This window comes from Pseudomonas sp. PDM20 (assembly GCF_014852575.3).
In the GTDB taxonomy this organism is placed as follows: Bacteria; Pseudomonadota; Gammaproteobacteria; order Pseudomonadales; family Pseudomonadaceae; genus Pseudomonas.
Genome location: NZ_CM181224.1, coordinates 3,944,129 through 3,960,064 on the forward strand (window position 1 = coordinate 3,944,129; position 15,936 = coordinate 3,960,064).

General features: G+C 66.7%; 12 protein-coding genes. 2 read left to right on the top strand and 10 right to left on the bottom strand.

Annotation, left to right across the window (positions count from 1 at the left end):
- Positions 1-63: 63 nt before the first annotated feature.
- From IB261_RS17945 to IB261_RS17960, 4 genes are all read right to left on the bottom strand, one after another.
- Positions 64-495, bottom strand: a complete 432-nt coding sequence (locus tag IB261_RS17945) for a hypothetical protein (RefSeq protein WP_151187506.1) — start codon at positions 493-495, stop codon at positions 64-66.
- 34 nt (positions 496-529) lie between these two features.
- The gene (locus IB261_RS17950; protein WP_192382746.1) at positions 530-1,264 is read right to left on the bottom strand and encodes a nitroreductase family protein; all 735 of its coding nucleotides are present in this window, start codon (positions 1,262-1,264) and stop codon (positions 530-532) included.
- Entirely contained in the window at positions 1,261-2,175 is a 915-nt protein-coding gene (locus IB261_RS17955) for an alpha/beta hydrolase family protein (RefSeq protein ID WP_151187507.1), read from the bottom strand. Before IB261_RS17955 ends, IB261_RS17950 begins: the two co-directional genes overlap by 4 nt.
- A 73-nt stretch (positions 2,176-2,248) precedes the next feature.
- Entirely contained in the window at positions 2,249-3,046 is a 798-nt protein-coding gene (locus IB261_RS17960) for a crotonase/enoyl-CoA hydratase family protein (protein ID WP_151187508.1), read from the bottom strand.
- 164 nt (positions 3,047-3,210) lie between these two features.
- Here IB261_RS17960 and IB261_RS17965 point away from each other — a divergent pair, with 164 nt between their 5' ends.
- Positions 3,211-3,777, top strand: a complete 567-nt coding sequence (locus IB261_RS17965) for a TetR/AcrR family transcriptional regulator (RefSeq protein WP_151187509.1) — start codon at positions 3,211-3,213, stop codon at positions 3,775-3,777.
- A 40-nt stretch (positions 3,778-3,817) separates the two neighbouring features.
- Here the strand turns inward: IB261_RS17965 and IB261_RS17970 are convergent, their stop codons facing one another.
- The 3 genes from IB261_RS17970 to IB261_RS17980 all read right to left on the bottom strand — a co-directional run bounded on the left by IB261_RS17970 (position 3,818) and on the right by IB261_RS17980 (position 7,403).
- A complete protein-coding gene (locus IB261_RS17970; RefSeq protein WP_192382747.1) occupies positions 3,818-4,933 on the bottom strand; it encodes a M14 family metallopeptidase in 1,116 nt (371 codons plus the stop codon).
- Between the two features lie 98 nt (positions 4,934-5,031).
- The gene (locus IB261_RS17975) at positions 5,032-5,925 is read right to left on the bottom strand and encodes a LysR family transcriptional regulator (RefSeq protein WP_192382748.1); all 894 of its coding nucleotides are present in this window, start codon (positions 5,923-5,925) and stop codon (positions 5,032-5,034) included.
- 98 nt (positions 5,926-6,023) lie between these two features.
- A complete protein-coding gene (locus IB261_RS17980) occupies positions 6,024-7,403 on the bottom strand; it encodes an APC family permease (protein ID WP_151187512.1) in 1,380 nt (459 codons plus the stop codon).
- A gap of 720 nt (positions 7,404-8,123) precedes the next feature.
- On the opposite strand from IB261_RS17980, the gene IB261_RS17985 reads away from it, so the two are divergent.
- The gene (locus IB261_RS17985; RefSeq protein ID WP_192382749.1) at positions 8,124-9,101 is read left to right on the top strand and encodes an alpha/beta fold hydrolase; all 978 of its coding nucleotides are present in this window, start codon (positions 8,124-8,126) and stop codon (positions 9,099-9,101) included.
- A 51-nt stretch (positions 9,102-9,152) separates the two neighbouring features.
- Here IB261_RS17985 and IB261_RS17990 read toward each other — a convergent pair whose 3' ends face one another.
- From IB261_RS17990 to IB261_RS18000, 3 genes are all read right to left on the bottom strand, one after another.
- Positions 9,153-9,902 carry an SDR family NAD(P)-dependent oxidoreductase gene (locus IB261_RS17990; RefSeq protein WP_151187514.1) on the bottom strand — a complete coding sequence of 250 codons (750 nt, stop codon included), beginning with the start codon at positions 9,900-9,902 and terminating at the stop codon, positions 9,153-9,155.
- Positions 9,902-10,324, bottom strand: a complete 423-nt coding sequence (locus IB261_RS17995) for a MerR family transcriptional regulator (RefSeq protein ID WP_081518419.1) — start codon at positions 10,322-10,324, stop codon at positions 9,902-9,904. The genes IB261_RS17990 and IB261_RS17995 overlap by 1 nt, the downstream gene beginning before the upstream one ends.
- A 69-nt stretch (positions 10,325-10,393) precedes the next feature.
- Positions 10,394-15,889, bottom strand: coding sequence for a trifunctional serine/threonine-protein kinase/ATP-binding protein/sensor histidine kinase (locus tag IB261_RS18000; RefSeq protein ID WP_192382750.1), 5,496 nt, complete (start codon positions 15,887-15,889; stop codon positions 10,394-10,396).
- Positions 15,890-15,936 lie beyond the last annotated feature (47 nt).

The window sequence follows — 15,936 nt, forward strand, 5'->3', positions numbered from 1 at the left end:
AAGGCCGCCCGAAGGCGGCCCAAAAGCGCTGTCGAACCCAGCGCGGAACAGGCAGCACTCCCGTCAGCGAGTGACCACCAGGTAGGTGCCGAGCAATAACGCGAGCAGGCCGGCGGGAATCGCCAGCAGGGAAATGACATCGATCTGCCGGGAGAACCGGATTACCGCCGGCAGGTCCCCCGCCCCAGCGGCCGTGCGCCGCAGCAGCACCGGGATGACGCAGAGCACATTGCCGAGCACAGCAACCATCCCCGCCACGACCTTGACCGCGTAAACCCCGGAGAAGCGCTCAGCGTCCAGCAACAGCAATCCACTGAACAATACGGTCACGAAGGCCGGCGTCTCGAACAGCAGATCGATCCGCCCGTGCAGATCAGCCACTGCAAAGCCCTGTCCGCGACTCTGGCTGCGGCTGCGTTCCAGCAGGAACTCCACGGCCACCACGCCCAACCAGAAGGCCACGGCAAACAGGTGAAGCTGCAGGAGCAAGGTCATGATCCCAACCCCGCCGATAAGAATCCGGTCCGATTCAGTGCCACGTGACGTGCCCCTCCAGTGGAAAGCGCAACCTCGGGTTGTAGACGGCGTGCTCCCCTTCCTTGCCAACCGCCAGCAGCAGAATGGGAATCGCGTGCGGGGGAATCGGCAGGACCTCGCGCAGACGCATGTCGTCGAAACCCTCCATGGGACAGGTCGAATAGCCATGGCTCTGGAAGGCCAGCATCAGATTCTGCGCCGCCAGCGCGGTGGACTTGACGGCCCACAAGCGCATCTCCTCATGGCTGTTCGGGGAGCGCATCACCGGGTGCTTCAGGCCGGTCATGCGCAGCAACAGACGTTTGAAAAATCCCCGCAGACCAAAAGTCCCCTGGTTGTACTGGAACGGTGCGATGGTCTCGTAGAAGTGACGGATGCGTTCCGGGACCAATGGCTCAGGCCAGTGCTCGATCACATCGGCACAGGCCTGTCTCCAGGTGTCGGGGCGCGCCAGGACGGCAATCAGCAGAGGCGCCTTCGCCGCCCCCTGACGCAGGCAGACCGGATGCAACTCCTGCAGCAGCGCAGGATCGCGCACCACCTGGAACGACCAGGGCTGGAGATTGCACGAACTGGGCGCAAGCACCGCCGTCTGCAGGCAATCGAGGATCACCCCGTCAGGCACGAGCTCGGCAGTGAAGCGTCGGATCGCCCGACGGCTTTCCACCAGAGCCCGGAACTCTGCCGCGCAGGACATGGGGAGCACCGGTACCGGCCGGGAACTCATGGTAACGCTCCGCATCGGGCCTGCGCCCCCGCGGGCTGGGCGGCAAGCCAATGCAGCACTTCGCCCCACAGCGATTGCGCCCCCGCGCGGAAGTACCCCATGTGCCCGATCACCGGAAGTTCGGCCGTGGGCTCGATGTCACGCCGCAGGATCGGCGCATTGCGGTAGGCCTTCACGAAGGCGTTGCGCGAGAGCGGTGGCGCCCAGGGATCGTCGACCGCCGTGGCGAAAACACAGGGCGTGCGGACCTGCGCGTACTGCTCGGCCAGGTGCTGCATGTCCGGTGCGTCGAAGTAGTAGTGCGGGTAGGCGCACCAGCGCTTCCAGTCCTGGTACACGCCCAGGGGCAGATCGTCGCCCATGCCAAGCACGCTCCAGGCCATGTAGCCCTTCCAGCGGACGATGGCGGGCAGCACGAAGCGCCACAGCAGCCGCACCTTCAGCGCCTCCGTCCGGCTCATCCAGCCGGCCCAGCCGGCGCCGCTGCCGAATGTGTAGGCCGCCACCAGCTTCCGGTGATTGGGCAGCAAGCCGATGGCGTGCCCGCCAAAGGAATGCCCGACCCAGTAGATCGGCAGGCCATCCTCGTCCAGCAGCTCGACCGCCGCCGCCAGATCGAGGTAGGCCCAGTCGAGATAGGACATGTCAAAACCCTTGAGCGACCCCGGCTTCGACTCCCCGATACCACGATAATCCAGCGTCAGGACGTTGAAGCCCTGACCGGCGGCGAATTCGGCGAAGCGACGGTAGAAACGTTGCGACACCCCCGTCGCGCCGGCCACGAGCAGGTTGCCCCTGGCCTGGCCCGCGGCCTTGTATCGATACGCCGCGAGCCTGAAGCCATCCCTCGCCAGCAGGCTGGCCGGGGACACTTCGATGGCGCACTCCGAGTGTTCCATTACTGCATTCATGCCAAGCAATCCAAAGGGTCAACCAGGTGATCAGGGGCACCCCGAAAAGCGGAAGGCCCCCTGCGGGTGAAGCTCAGCGTCCCTGGAACTGCGGTTCGCGCTTCTGCATCATGGCCATCACGCCCTCGCGAACGTCGTCCGTGCGGATGAGGGTGAACAGCAGTTCGTTGAGCTGGGAGAGCGCGGCATCATGACCTTCGTCACGGGCCTGGAATGCCGAGCGCAAGGTGGCCTTGATCGCCAGCGGCGCCGCCTTGGCGATGCGCTCCGCGTACTCCAGGGCCCGCGGCAGCTCCTGGCCTGGCTCCACTACTTCGTTCACCAGGCGCATGCGCAGCGCATCCTCGGCAGAGAACTCTTCACCGGTCAGCATGTAGCGCATGGCATCCGCCCACCCCGCTGCCTGGGTGAAGCGCACGGTGGAACCGCCGGATGGTGGAATGCCGCGCAATACTTCCAGATGAGCAAAGCGCGCATTGCTGGCGATCACCGCGATGTCGGCGTTGAGGATCAACTCGATGCCGGCGGTCCAGCAGGTGCCCTGCACCGCCAGCACCATCGGCTTGGTGCGACGCGGCCGGGAAACGCCCCAGGGATCGATGCCTAGATCGGAATACTTGAAACCGCCGGAGACCAGTTTCGGGGTGAGTTCCAGGAGATCGAGCCCGGCGGTGAAATTCTCGCCGTGGGCAAAGATCACGGCACAGCGCAGCTCGTCGTTGCGTTCGTACTCGCCGATAGCCAGTGCAAGGTCCTCCAGCATCGCGCTGTCGAAGGCATTGCGCTTGCCTGCCCGGTCCAGGCCGATGAGAAAGATCGCCCCTCTCTGCTCGCGGGTTACGCGCCCCGCCCCACTGTTCGCTTCGCTCATTTGCTGACCTTTGGGTGATGAATGGAATGGGTCTCCGTCGGTCGACAATTACTTACCAACCGTTCGGTAAGTCCAAACTAAACAAACATTCGGTAACCGTCAAATTGAGACGCTATCGCTTATGCCATACAATCAGCACACCGAATCATGAGCAGGAAAGACCCGTGCGCCCGCCGAAGATCAGTCGAGATGAGCTGCTGCAACGATGCGCCAGTACCTTCAAGCGCTACGGCTACAACGGGACAACCATGGACATGCTGTCCAGTGCCTGCGGGCTGACCAAGGCCTCGTTCTACCACCACTACCCGAACAAGGAATCGCTGTTGCGGGATGTGCTTGAGACCACCCATGAGAAGCTCAAGGAATCCCTGTTCGCCGTCGCCTACGACGACAGCAAGGCCCCCGCCGAGCGCCTGTCGACGCTGGGGCGCAAGGCGCAGAAACTGTTCCAGGACGACACCATCGGCTGCCTGATGGGCGTGGTCGCGGTCGACGCCAGCTACAGCAATGCCGACCTCATGCAGCCGATCCGCGCCTTCATGGACGACTGGGCTCTCGCCTTCACCCACATACTCAGCCCCGCCTATGGCAGGGAGGCTGCCCGTGCCCTGGGCAGACAGCTGGTGGCCGACTACGAAGGCGCCATCCTGCTGGCGCGGATCTACCAGGACCCGAGGATGATCGAGGCCGTTACTGCGCGAACGCTGGAGGCGCTCGAAGCCAGGGGCTGATGCCTGGCAAGCGATGCTCCGGCCTCACCCCGCTTTCCGGTCAGCGGCAATGACCTCCACGCAACTCCGCCGGAATCTCCCGGCGCAACCCCTCCACCGCGCGCCAGGCTGCGTCCCGCGCGCGAGTCAGTACCGCCTGTTTCCACTCGTCCGTGTCGATGTAGAAGGCATCGCGCAGCTGCTGCTTGATCCGCCGCACCTTGGCCGCCGGCGCATCGGGCGTGCGGTGCAGCCACTGGTCCGCGCGCAGTGCTTCGAGGACCTGCGGGCCGGGCACGGTGCCGAACTCCAGGCTCATGGAAATCAGCAGCGCCTGCGGGCACTCCTCGAACGCCACGTGCACCAGCTTGCCGCTGAGCTTCACCGAGACGCTGTTGCCCTCCTCCGTCGAACGCACCTCGTCGCCCCACCAGGCGCGGGCGCGGACCAGTGCTTCGGGGCGCGGATCGCCCGAGTAGATGTACTCGCCGTAGCCGCTCGGGCCGAGGCCGGTGTGCACATCGATCCAGGCCATTTCGCGGCACTGCCGGCCATGCTGGCGCAGCACTTCGCGCACGGTGCGGTTGCTCCAGGTCGGCTGCGAGCCGGAGAAGAACAGCCCATCGGGATGGCTGGCCTGGCCCGACGAGATGGCCTTCTGCAACTCCCAGCGACCATGGCGCAGCGCGTAGCCGAGCAGACGCAGGCGCCCCAGCGGGCTGGGCCAGCGCCGGGGCGCGAGCACCGGGTCCAGCTGCGCGTAGCCGGGGTTCTGCGGCGCGGCCTGGGTGAAGTCACGGAAGTTGCGGTTGAGGTCGACGTTCTCCTGGGTCCAGCGGCGCCACCAGGAAAACCCGTAGGGGTTGGCGGCATGCAGGTAGAGTACCGCGCAGTCGTTGCGGCGCGCGTGCTCGCGCCATGCCGCATCGGCGAGCAGGGCGCTCTGCACGCCCGAGCCGCAGAAGCCTTCGACGCCGTGGCAACCGCTGCTGATGATCAGCAGGCGCTTGGCATCCAGCGGTCCTTCACGGGCGACGTCCACCGCCAGCGTCTCGCCGTCGCGGCCGGTGAGCGGGTGGACGTGGGACTCCACCAGCAGGCCGGCGGCCGCGCAGGCGTCGAGGAATTTGCTGCGCGCCTGGGCGTAGCTCTGGGAGAAATACGACGATGCATTCATGGGGACTCCGGCCGTTTCCTGGGGCAGATGGCGGCCGGCAGGATGCATCAGCGCGAAAGCGCGGAGTAATGATCTCTGCACATGAGCATTGAGGCTGGTTATGCCTGCTCCGCACGGAAAGCGGCGATCATTTCCTCGGCCAGCAACAGGGCTTCGCGGGTCATCAGCTCCTGCGGCCGGGTAACCAGAGAGATGCTCGCCACTGGCGTGGCCTCGGCGATCTGCAAGGGCTCCAGCACCTGGGCCACCATCGGCAGGCCGAGCATGCGCTGCGACCAGAAGCTCACCGCATCGGTGCTGGCCGCCAGCTCCAGGTAGAGCAGCGACGAGGAGCATTCGGTGATGCGCTTGGGTGGCGCTACCTCGCGCTCACGGAAGAACTGCCCGGCCAGGGCCACTTCCAGCGGGTCGGAAAGCAGCCATTCGAGGTCCAGCAGCTCTTGCAGCGATTGCGCCCCCGCCAGCGGGTGCCCCTTGCGCACGGCCAGTGCCGAGGGCTGCGGTGCCAACTCGCGCCAGACCTGCCCGTCGCCAGCTTCCGCCTCCGGCTGGGTGGTCAGCACCAGGTCCAGCCGGCCTTCCTTCAGCCCTTCGAACAGCTGCACCGAACGCAGCTCAAATATCTGCAGCTGCACGTTGGGGTACAGCTCGCGGTAGCGCCGGAAGCAGTTGGCGAAGGCGCGATTGGGCGTCACCGGCGACACGCCGATGGCCACGCGGCCGGCCATCTCGCCCTTCAGGGTATCGATCTCGTCCCGCGCGCGGCGCACTTCTTCGGTGACCAGCCGGGCCATGCTCACCAGCCGCTCGCCATAAGGCGTGACCGTCACCCCACGGTTGGAGCGGACCAGCAGCGGCACGCCCAGCTCACCTTCCAGCTCTTTCACCGCCTTGGACAGCGACGGCTGGGTGACGTCAAGCAGCCGCGAGGCTTCCTGGATGCTGCCGCTCTCGGCGATGGTGCGCAGGGCGCGCAATTGATGCAGTTTCATGGCGAGCTCCGGACGATTCCTCGAAGTCGCGCCACCTTAACCAGTATCGGGCTGGCTTGAAAGAAGCCGGGCAAACCCGGCTTCGCGCAGGCCAGCGGTCACTCCGCCATGTTCAAGTCCGGCAGCGGCTGCTGGAACATCCGCGTGGCGCTGGCCAGGCAGACGAGGCCCAGGCACATCCAGGCGAAGCCGATCATGAAGGACATGCCCGACAGGCTCGACCAGAGCCAGATGGTGCTGAGGAAGCCCACCGCCGGCAGCGCGCCGTAGCGCAGGTAGTTGCCCTTGCCGGTGAGGCGCTCGTCGACCAGATAGTGCTTGATCACGGCCAGGTTCACCGCGGAGAAGGCGAACAGCGCGCCGAAGCTGATCATGTTGGCGACCGTATCCAGGGTGACGAACAGGGCGATCAGCGACAGCAGGCTGATCAGCAGGATCGCCGTGGCCGGCACGCGCTTCTTCGTCACCAGCTTGCCGAACACGCGGGGCAGCGCACCGTCCCGGCCCATGGCGAACAGCACGCGGGAAACGCTGGCCTGGGACACCATCGCCGAGGCAAAGCAGCCGGCCACATAGGTAGCGGTGAAGAAGGTCACCAGCCATTCGCCGCCGATGCGGCGCAGCACGTCCAGCGAAGCCGAGTCGGCATCGGTGAGCGCTTGCCACTCGGGGAATACCAGCTGGCCGAAGTAGGCCATGACGATGAACAGCACGCCGCCGATCAGGGTCACCAGCATGATCGCCGCGGGAATCTGCCGGCGCGGTTCGGGGGTCTCCTCGGCCATGGTCGACACTGCGTCGAAGCCGAGGAACGACAGGCACAGCACCGCCGCGCCGGACATCACCAGCGGCAGGCTGAAGTGCTCGTCATAGAAGGGCTGGACCAGCGGCACGGGCTCTGCCTGAGCCCCCAGGTGGCTCAGCGACAACGCGATGAAGACCACCACGAAGACCATCTGCGCGACGATCAGCACCCAGTTGACGCGGGTGATGGATTCGATGCCGACGAGGTTGAGCAGGGTCACCAGGACGATGGACCCGAGAATCCATACCGACAGCGGCACCGAGGGGAAATAGTCGGTCATGTAGATGCCGATCAGCAGATAGCTCAAGAGCGGCAGGAAGATGTAGTCCAGCAGCAGCGTCCACCCGGCGAGAAAGCCGAATGCCGCGCCGAAGGTCTTGCGCGTGTAGCTGTAGACCGAGCCCGAATAAGGGTGCGCCTGCACCATGCGCCCGTAGCTGTAGGCGGTCAGCAGCATCGCGGCGAGCGTGAAGAGATAGGCCGTCGGCAGGTGGCCCTGGCTCATGCGGGTGACCAGGCCATAGGTGGTGAACACCGCCAGCGGCACCATGTAGGCCAGGCCGAAGAGCACCAGCGCCGGGATGCCCAGCGATTTGCGGAAGGACCGTGCAGACGGCTCGTGAGGTTGATGGGCAGGCAAGGAAGTAGCGGACGTGCTTGTTGTTTTTTTCATGGCTGACTCATGGACGGCGAGCGACGGGCGCTCGTTGGACTGGAACGGCGTGATGCCGGTCGAGGCTTCCTGGGCAGCGGACGGGCGCCCGGCGATTCAGCCGGAGCGAAGCTTCGGGCAGCCGCTGCGGGAGGAATTCAGCGGAGCTCGTTCGGGGCGACCCGGCAGGTTTGCGGGGCCGGGCAAACCGGGAGGCGTTGCGCCGAACGCACGCCCTCCCGCGCGGCAGAACCGGAGTCGCCGTTCACTGCGTCGTCGATGAAAGTCTGCGCTGCAAAACACTGCCGCCACTCGTTGAACGCTTGCACCTGGGCACTCCTGCTGGCCGCCTCGAAGGACGTTGTTGTTCGAATGGGGGCGCATGGTGCTTGAGCTCGTCGCCGAGGAAAATTAGTAAAAATATCTTCGAGCCCAATGAAAAAAATGGCCGTGCGGAACGCACCCGACGACCCGGTCGGCTGTCGCGCGAGATTGCCTCAACCCCTATCGCCACCTCTCGAAACAGGCGCTCGGATCGGCTCCGACACACTCCGGTGCAGTCTCGCGAAACCTAAGTATGGTGGTGCGATACCCATGGACGATGGTGAGAGTCCCCGGCCAGCGAATAGGGTTTGTCTACCGGCAATCCGGTCTTCGAAACGACCGCCAGGTCGCTTCGAGCGCCGCATCGGACCGGTCCCCATTCGCCGCGCGAGCGGTCCCCTGACGAGAGCTTTCACCATGACCGACGAGACCCAAGGAACCACCCGCCGCGCCCTGATGAGCGCCGGTGTAGCCGCCGCCACCCTGGCTGTGGCCGTCCCCCTGCTGGCGGGCCAGGCGAGCGCTGCCCAGGCCCCGGCCGCAACGGGTGCGCGCCGCAAGGAGCAAGGGTCGGGCTATCTCACCCTGCGCGACGGCACCGAGCTGTTCTACAAGGATTGGGGCAGCGGGCAGCCCATCGTGTTCCACCACGGCTGGCCACTCTCGGGGGATGACTGGGATAACCAGATGCTGTTCTTCCTCGCCAAGGGCTACCGCGTGATTGCCCATGACCGCCGTGGCCACGGCCGCTCCACGCAGACCGACAAAGGCAACGACATGGACACCTACGCCGCGGACCTTGCGGAACTGGCGGCGCACCTGGACCTGAAGAACGCCGTGCACATCGGCCACTCCACCGGCGGTGGCGAGGTTGCCCGCTACGTCGCGCGCCATGGTGCCGGCCGTGTCGCCAAGGCGGTGCTGATCGGCGCGGTGCCGCCGATCATGCTGCAAACCGCGAAGAACCCCGGCGGCCTGCCGCTGAAAGTCTTCGACGGCTTCCGCGAGGCACTCGCCGCCAGCCGTTCGAACTTCTACCGCGACGTCGCGGCGGGCCCCTTCTACGGTTTCAACCGGCCGGGCGCCAAGGTCTCCGAAGCGGTGATCGACAACTGGTGGCGCCAGGGCATGAATGGCGGCGCCAAGGCCCATTACGACTGCATCAAGGCCTTCTCGGAAACCGACTTCACCGAGGACCTCAAGCAGATCGCCGTGCCGACCCTGGTGCTGCATGGTGAAGACGACCAGATCGTCCCCATCGACGACTCCGCGCGCCTTTCGATCAAGCTGCTGCGCCACGGCACCCTGAAGACCTATCCCGGCCTGCCCCACGGCATGTGCACCACCCACGCCGACACCATCAACGCAGACCTGCTGGCCTTCATCAAGGGCTGACACCGCTGCAAGGAAAAGCCCCGGGGCACAGGGCCCCGGTTTTTTTTCCATTCAGAGCTGCGACAGCCCGCCATCGACGCACAGGTCGACGCCGGTGATGAAGCTGCTGTCGTCCGAAGCGAGGAACAGCGCAGCGTTTGCCAGCTCTTCCGGGCGACCGAGCCGACCCAGCGGAATCAACCCCGCCAGCTGCTTTTCGAACTCACCGAACTGCGCTTCGCCGATACCCATCTTGCCGATGATCGGGGTCAGCACCGGGCCGGGGCTCAGGCAGTTGACGCGGATGTTGCGGCCCTTGAGTTCCGCCGCCCAGCTGCGGGCAAAGGAGCGCACCGCCGCCTTGGTCGCCGCGTAGACCACGTGGGCCTCCAGCGCCTTCAGGTGGGCGATGGACGACACCAGCACGATGGAGCCTCCGTCACGCAGCAGCGGCAGCGCTTTCTGGATGGTGTAGAAGACGCCCTTGACGTTGATATCGAACTGCTCGTCGAACTGCTGCTCATCGACCTGATCGCCCGGTGCCGGACGGATGACGCCAGCGTTGGCGACCAGCACATCGAGGCGGCCGAAGCGTTCGCCGATCTGCCGGTACAGGGCGTCCAGGTCCTCCAGCCGGCTGGCGTCGGCGCAGATGCCCACGGCGTTTTCACCGATGAGCCCGACCGCCTCCTCCACCACTTGCCGACGGCGCCCGGTGATGACCACCTCGGCGCCTTCCAGGGCGAATCGTTGCGCGGTGGCCAGGCCGATACCGCTGTTGCCGCCCGTGACCAGGGCGACCTTGTTGCTTAGCTTTCCCATCATCTCTCCAACGTGGCTTGTGAATCGGCTCGTTCAGGAGGTCGCAGATCGGGAGCGCGCAGCAGGCCGTCCTGCAGCGGCAGATAGCGTTCGATCTTCTCTGCCAGACGTTCGCGGCGCTCGGCCAGCTGAGCCTGGAGTGCATCCAGGGCCACCAGCTTTTCCAGGTGCTGCTGCAGGCAGGCGAGGAAGCCTTCGCTGTCCTCTTCCTCCTCCAGGTACTGCAGCAGGCCATGGATCTGCCGGGTGCTGAAGCCGCACTCGAGCAGCTCGCGAACCCAGAGCACGCGTTGCACCATGGACGCGGCGTAGTCGCGATAGCCATTGTCCAGCCGCGACGACTCGATCAGCTGCTTCGACTCGTAGTGGCGAAGCGCGCGTGTACTGACGCCGGCGCGCAAGGCCAGCTCTCCGATTTGCATGTCGACCTCCGATGGGGAGCACTCTGGGGGCTTGACGCTAGTGTCAAGGTCAAGCCCCCTTTCGCTTTTTCAGGCGTCCGTTGCGGGATGCGCCGGCAAGGTGAACTGCACCACCGCGCCGCGAGGCTGGTTGGCGCTGGCCCAGAGACGGCCGCCATGGCTGTCGATGATCGAGCGGCAGATCGACAGGCCCATACCCATGCCGGTGGCCTTGGTGGTGTAGAACGGCGCGAAGATCAGGTCCGCGTTGTTCTCGGCGAACCCCGGTCCGTTGTCGCAGACTCTCACCCGCACGCCACCCTCGTCGTACTCGGAGCTGACCAGCAGGTGGCGCTCGCCAGCGGGCACACCGCCCATGGCTTCCAGGGCATTGACGATCAGGTTGAGCATCACCTGCTGCAACTCGACCCGGTCCCCCTCCACTTCCGGCAGGCCGTCGGCGAGTCTGACGCGCACCACGGCGCCGCACTTGGCCGCCTCGCCACGGGTGAACTCGACCATCTCGCGCAGCGCCGCACTGACGTCCACCGGCTGCTTCTGCGGCGGGGTCTTGCGGATCAGCTGGCGGATGCGCCCCAGCACCTCGGCGGCGCGGTTGGCGTCCTTGATGATGCGTCCCAGCACCTGGCTGACCTCGCCCAGCTCCGGCGGCTGCGCACCCAGCCAGCGCAAGGCGGCATTGGCATTGGTCACCGTGGCGGCAATCGGCTGGTTCACCTCGTGGGCGATGGACGCCGCCAGTTGGCCCATGGTCGCCACACGGTTGGCGTGGGCCAGTTCCGTCTGCACCTCGCGATAGCGTCGTTCGCCCTCGCGCACGCGCTCCTCGGCCTGCTTGCGCTCGGTGAGGTCGAGCACGAAGGCCACGCCCTCCTGCAGGCTGGCCTCGAAGGCCGCCAGGCCGACGATCACCGGCACGCGGCTGCCGTCCTTGCGGATGTACTCCTTCTCGAAGGGCTGCGCATGCCCGGTCCGAATGGCCGTGGCAAGGTGCGCCTGGCTCAGTGCCAGGGATTCGGGCGGGGTCATGTCGTGCCAGCGCACGCGGCCGGAAAGCAGGTCGTCACGCTCGTAGCCGACCATGCGCAGGAAGGCGTCGTTGGCTTCGGCTATCTCGCCCCCGGCGCTCCAGACGATGATGCCGATGATGTTGGCGTCCACCAGCCGGCGAATCTTCGCCTCGCGCTCGGCGGCATCGCGATACAGGCGCGCATTCTCCAGTGAGATCGCCGCCTGCGAGGCCAGCAGTCGCAGCACGGCGATCCGCGCCGGGCTGAACACGCCGGCCGAGAGGTTGTTCTCCAGGTACAGCGCACCGGTGAGCTTGGCCTGGTTCATCAGCGGCATGCAGAGGATCGAACGCGCGCCGTGCTGGCGGACATAGGGATCGGTGGTGAATCCCGGATCGACCGTGGCGTCTTCCAGGCACAGGCTCTCGCCGGTGCGCAGCACCTGGTAGAGCACCGTTTCCGCCAGCGCGGCGGCGCTGATCGGTTCGTTGCACAACAGCATCGCGCCGTCACCGACAGTCGCCAGCGCCGCTATGCGCGGCTCGCCCGCTTCGGCGAGGACCAGCACACCGCGCTCGGCGCCGGCCTGCTCGATGGCCGTGCGCATCACCATGCCGATCAGCTTCTCGAGGACGATCTCCCCCGAGGCGGCCTGGGAAACCTTGAGCACCGTGGCCAAATCCAGGTGTTCCACCGGGGTGGCGATGGTCGCGGTCGGGCCGGGCGCGGGCTCCTCGTTGCGCAGGTAGCGATGGCGCCCCTCCAGTTGCCGCACCTTGCCGTCGGCGCCCCAGCGCAGGTAGCCGTAACGCGCGTCCTGCAGGTAGACGCGAGCGATCTTGGCCAGGCCGCGTGCACCGTAGAAGCGCCCCGCCAGCTCGTTGGCCAGCGCCTCGATCTGCACGAAGCCGTTGTCCTGCGCCTGGCGGATGGCCTCTTCGTAAAGCAGCTCGGCATCGACCAGCCGCCCTTCGACCCGTGCGATTTCCGCGCCCACCAGCGCCACCCGACAGGCGAAGGATTCGCCGCACTGCCGGGCCCACTCCTGCAACTGCGCGTGATGCACGACCAGTTCTCGCAGGCGCTCAGGTTGCTCATCGACAGCCGGGGAATCGAAAGTGGCAGCCAGCGTCAGCGCCGCGTGGAAGTGGTACTCGGACTCCTCGGTAAAGGTCTCCACCACCCACAACAGCGCCTTCGCCCGCGCCACGCAGTGCATGGCCGCCGCGTGATCGCCCGCCATGCAGCGCGCCTGCAGCTTGCGTATCCAGTACTTGGCCGCTGCCAGAGCCAGGCCCGGCGTGCTGTCCAGGTGCGCTTCGAAACGCGCCTCGTCGAACAGCTCATCGTCGAAACTGCCGAAGGTCGGGGTCTGCCCGCGCAGTGTGCGGATCAGCGCCAGCTGCGTGCTGATGAAATCCACCACCAGGCCGAAGCGCACCTTCTGCGCATAGGCCAGGCCCTGCCCGGCCTCCTCATGCACCTGCGCCAGCGGCTCGCCGAGGAACAGCACATCAGCGATATGGCCGTTGCCGGCGTAGGCGGCGTAGGCCAGGTCGCCGACGCGATTGGCCGCGACGAACGCCCGGCGCAGCAGCTCCCGGCACTCGCGCACCGGGCGCATCCAGCGCGCCACGAACATCGAGAAGCACAGGTAGGTGCGCGCTTCATGGCGATTCAGCCCGCGCCGGTCAACGAGGTCGCAGCCCAGGCGGCCGAAGCGATAGCCGGCTTCGTAGTCACCGAAGCGGCGGCCGGCGACGCGCCCGACATTCGCATAGAGCATGCAGGAGGCGTCGCAGTTGCCCCGTTCCAGGCTCAGGCTGACGGCCTTGCAGATGGTCAGGCTGGCCAGGTTGGCGTCGCTCTGCAGCGCCGGGGCGAACAGTTTGCCGAGGGCATCGAGGGTCGCCAGGGAGGCGGCGTCCTCCATCAGCGGCAGGTCGATCAGCTGTTCGATGCTGCGCTCGCCCAGCTGCGTCCAGATCTGCTGGTATTCCTCGCGCACCTGCTCGTCGTCCGGGTGCGCCGACCAGTGGATGCCGACCGCCTCCAGGTAGGCCAGGCACACGGCAACCGCCCTGTCGCTGCGGTCCTGCAACAGGCACACGTCCATCTGCAGGCAGGCCACCGCCGCCTGCTCCACCGTGGTGGCTGCGCGTGGCGTCAGCGCGGTGAGGCGCTCGTCGGCCTGCACCAGCTGGCCTGTGAGGAATTCGCACTCGGCGCGGTTGAGCTCCAGGGCGAAGCACAGGTCGTGGCGGCGCTGCCAGCAATCACCGTCGAGCAGTTCGATGCCGGCGCGCAGATAGGCCAGCGCCGAGCTGTAGGCGCTGGAAGCCTTGGCGCGCTGCCCGGCCAGCAGGTTGTACTCGGCCAGCTGTTCGCGCTCGGCGCGGGCTTCGATCAGCCGGGCGCCGCGGTTGAGCTGGCCGACGATCTCGAAGATCGCTTCTTCGCGCCGCTCCGCCGGTGTCTGCTCGGCCAGCAGTCGGCCGATGCGCAGGTGCGCCTCGGCACGGGCCGTTTCGGCGATCAGCGAGTACGCTGCCTCGTGGATGCGGTCGTGGGCGAACGCGCAGGCGCCTTCCAGGCGCTCCACCAGTTCCTGGCGCACTGCCGACCAGAGTATCGAATGGACCTTCGCCGGCGGCAGGTCGAGGACGGTCGCCAGGGTATCGATCTGCGCCACGTTGCCCAGACAGGCGAGCTGCTGCAGGGCCTGGCGGGTTTCCAGCGGCAGCCGCGCGAGCTTGCCGACCATCAGGTCGACGACGTTGTCGGTGAAGCCCTTGGCGTGGATGCGCTCCGGTTCCCAGCGCCAGCGCCGCGCCTCGTGGTCGTAGGTCAGCAGCTCTTCCTCGGCCAGTGCCTGGAGGAACTGGATGACGAAGAACGGGTTGCCGGCGGTCTTGTCCTGCACCAGCCGGGCCAGCGCGACGATGCTCGGCGGCGGGCAGCGCAGGGCCTCGGCGATCAGTTGTTCGATGTGCGCGCGAGCCAGCGGCGCCAGGCGAATCTCGTCGATGCGCACACCGGCCTGGCGGATGGCCTGCAGCTTGCGCGTCAGCGGATGGCTGGCATCCACCTCATTGTCGCGGTAGGCGCCCACCAGCATCAGGTGGCGCAGTTCCGAATGGGTGAGCAGGTCTTCCAGCAGGTCGAGGGTCGCTGCATCCAGCCATTGCAGGTCGTCGAGGAACAGCGCCAACGGGTGATCGGCGCGGGCGAACACGCCGATGAAGCGGCGGAACACCAGCAGGAAGCGGCGCTGCGCCTGTTGCGGCTCCAGCTCGGGCACCGGCGGCGGGTCGCCGATGATCAGCCGCAGCTCGGGAATCAGGTCAGTAATCAGCCGGGCATTGGGCTCCAGCGCTTCCAGCAGCGCGCCGCGCCAGCCCTCCAGCACGTCGCCGCTCTTGCCCAGCAGCGTGCGCACCAGCCCCTGGAAGGCCTGTACCAGCGTCGAGTAGGGAATGTCGCGCTTGTACTGGTCGAACTTGCCGGAAGCGAACAACCCGCGCGGCGGCACCAGCACCTTGTGCAGCTCGTTGACCACCGAGGACTTGCCGATCCCGGAATAGCCCGACACCAGCACCAGCTCCGGCGTGCTGCTGGCGACGATGCGCGCGAAGGCCTCGACCAGCACCTCCACCTCACGCTCGCGGCCATAGAGCTTCTCGGGCACCAGCAGGCGATCCGGCGTGCCCTGCTCGTCCAGGCTGAAGGCTTCGATGCGCCCGCTCCGCTGCCAGTCGTCCAGGCAGCGACGCAGGTCGTGCTCGACGCCGGCGGCGCTCTGGTAACGCTCCTCGGCGGTCTTGGCGAGCAGCTTGAGGACGATCTGCGAGAGCATCGGTGGCACGCCGGTAACCCGTTCGCCGGGCGGCAGCGGCTTGCGCGCGATGTGGCAGTGCACCCATTCCATCGGGTCGCTGGCGGTGAACGGCAGCGTGCCGGTGAGCATCTGGTAGAGCACCACGCCAAAGGCATAGAGGTCGCTGCGCGAGTCGATGGAGCGGTTCATCCGCCCGGTCTGTTCCGGCGCCATGTAGGCCAGGGTGCCGGCGATGGTCTCCGGCGGTTCGGGCGCCTGGCGCTCGCGCGGCAGCCGCGAGGCCAGGCCGAAGCCGGTCAGGCGCGCCTGGCCATCGGTGCAGTTGACCTGGATGTGATTGGGCTTGAGGTCCTTGTGCACCAGGCCGCGCTGGTGCAGGTGGCGCAGCGCCACGGCGATGTCGACGGCCAGGCGCAGGCAGGTGCCGGTTTCCAGCGGTTGGCGCAGCAGGCGCGACAGCGGCTCGCCGCCGGGGTCATCGAGCAGCAGGCGGGTCTTGCCGCCTTCGCGGTGCAGCGCCTGCGGGCGCAGTGCCCAGGCGCTGTGCAGTTCATCGCGCAGGCTGTACTCGTGGGCCAGCCGTTCCAGCGTGGCGGGCAACGGATGTTCGGCGGCCGGGCGCACCAGCAGCACGCTGGCGCCTTCGTCGCCGGATGGGCGAGCGCGGCAGAACACCCGCTCACCGTCGTCCCACAGGATCTTCTGTTTGCTGGCCATCGGCTCGGCAACCTCTGAAGGGATTCTGCTGCCCCCGAGTGGCGGTC

What these genes read in the sequence shown, in the direction of transcription:
- IB261_RS17945 (WP_151187506.1), bottom strand. Translation starts at nt 495, where the DNA reads ATGACCTTGCTCCTGCAGCTTCACCTGTTTGCCGTGGCCTTCTGGTTG.
- IB261_RS17950 (WP_192382746.1), bottom strand. Translation starts at nt 1,264, where the DNA reads ATGAGTTCCCGGCCGGTACCGGTGCTCCCCATGTCCTGCGCGGCAGAG.
- IB261_RS17955 (WP_151187507.1), bottom strand. Translation starts at nt 2,175, where the DNA reads ATGAATGCAGTAATGGAACACTCGGAGTGCGCCATCGAAGTGTCCCCG.
- IB261_RS17960 (WP_151187508.1), bottom strand. Translation starts at nt 3,046, where the DNA reads ATGAGCGAAGCGAACAGTGGGGCGGGGCGCGTAACCCGCGAGCAGAGA.
- IB261_RS17970 (WP_192382747.1), bottom strand. Translation starts at nt 4,933, where the DNA reads ATGAATGCATCGTCGTATTTCTCCCAGAGCTACGCCCAGGCGCGCAGC.
- IB261_RS17975 (WP_192382748.1), bottom strand. Translation starts at nt 5,925, where the DNA reads ATGAAACTGCATCAATTGCGCGCCCTGCGCACCATCGCCGAGAGCGGC.
- IB261_RS17980 (WP_151187512.1), bottom strand. Translation starts at nt 7,403, where the DNA reads ATGAAAAAAACAACAAGCACGTCCGCTACTTCCTTGCCTGCCCATCAA.
- IB261_RS17985 (WP_192382749.1), top strand. Translation starts at nt 8,124, where the DNA reads ATGACCGACGAGACCCAAGGAACCACCCGCCGCGCCCTGATGAGCGCC.
- IB261_RS17990 (WP_151187514.1), bottom strand. Translation starts at nt 9,902, where the DNA reads ATGGGAAAGCTAAGCAACAAGGTCGCCCTGGTCACGGGCGGCAACAGC.
- IB261_RS17995 (WP_081518419.1), bottom strand. Translation starts at nt 10,324, where the DNA reads ATGCAAATCGGAGAGCTGGCCTTGCGCGCCGGCGTCAGTACACGCGCG.
- IB261_RS18000 (WP_192382750.1), bottom strand. Translation starts at nt 15,889, where the DNA reads ATGGCCAGCAAACAGAAGATCCTGTGGGACGACGGTGAGCGGGTGTTC.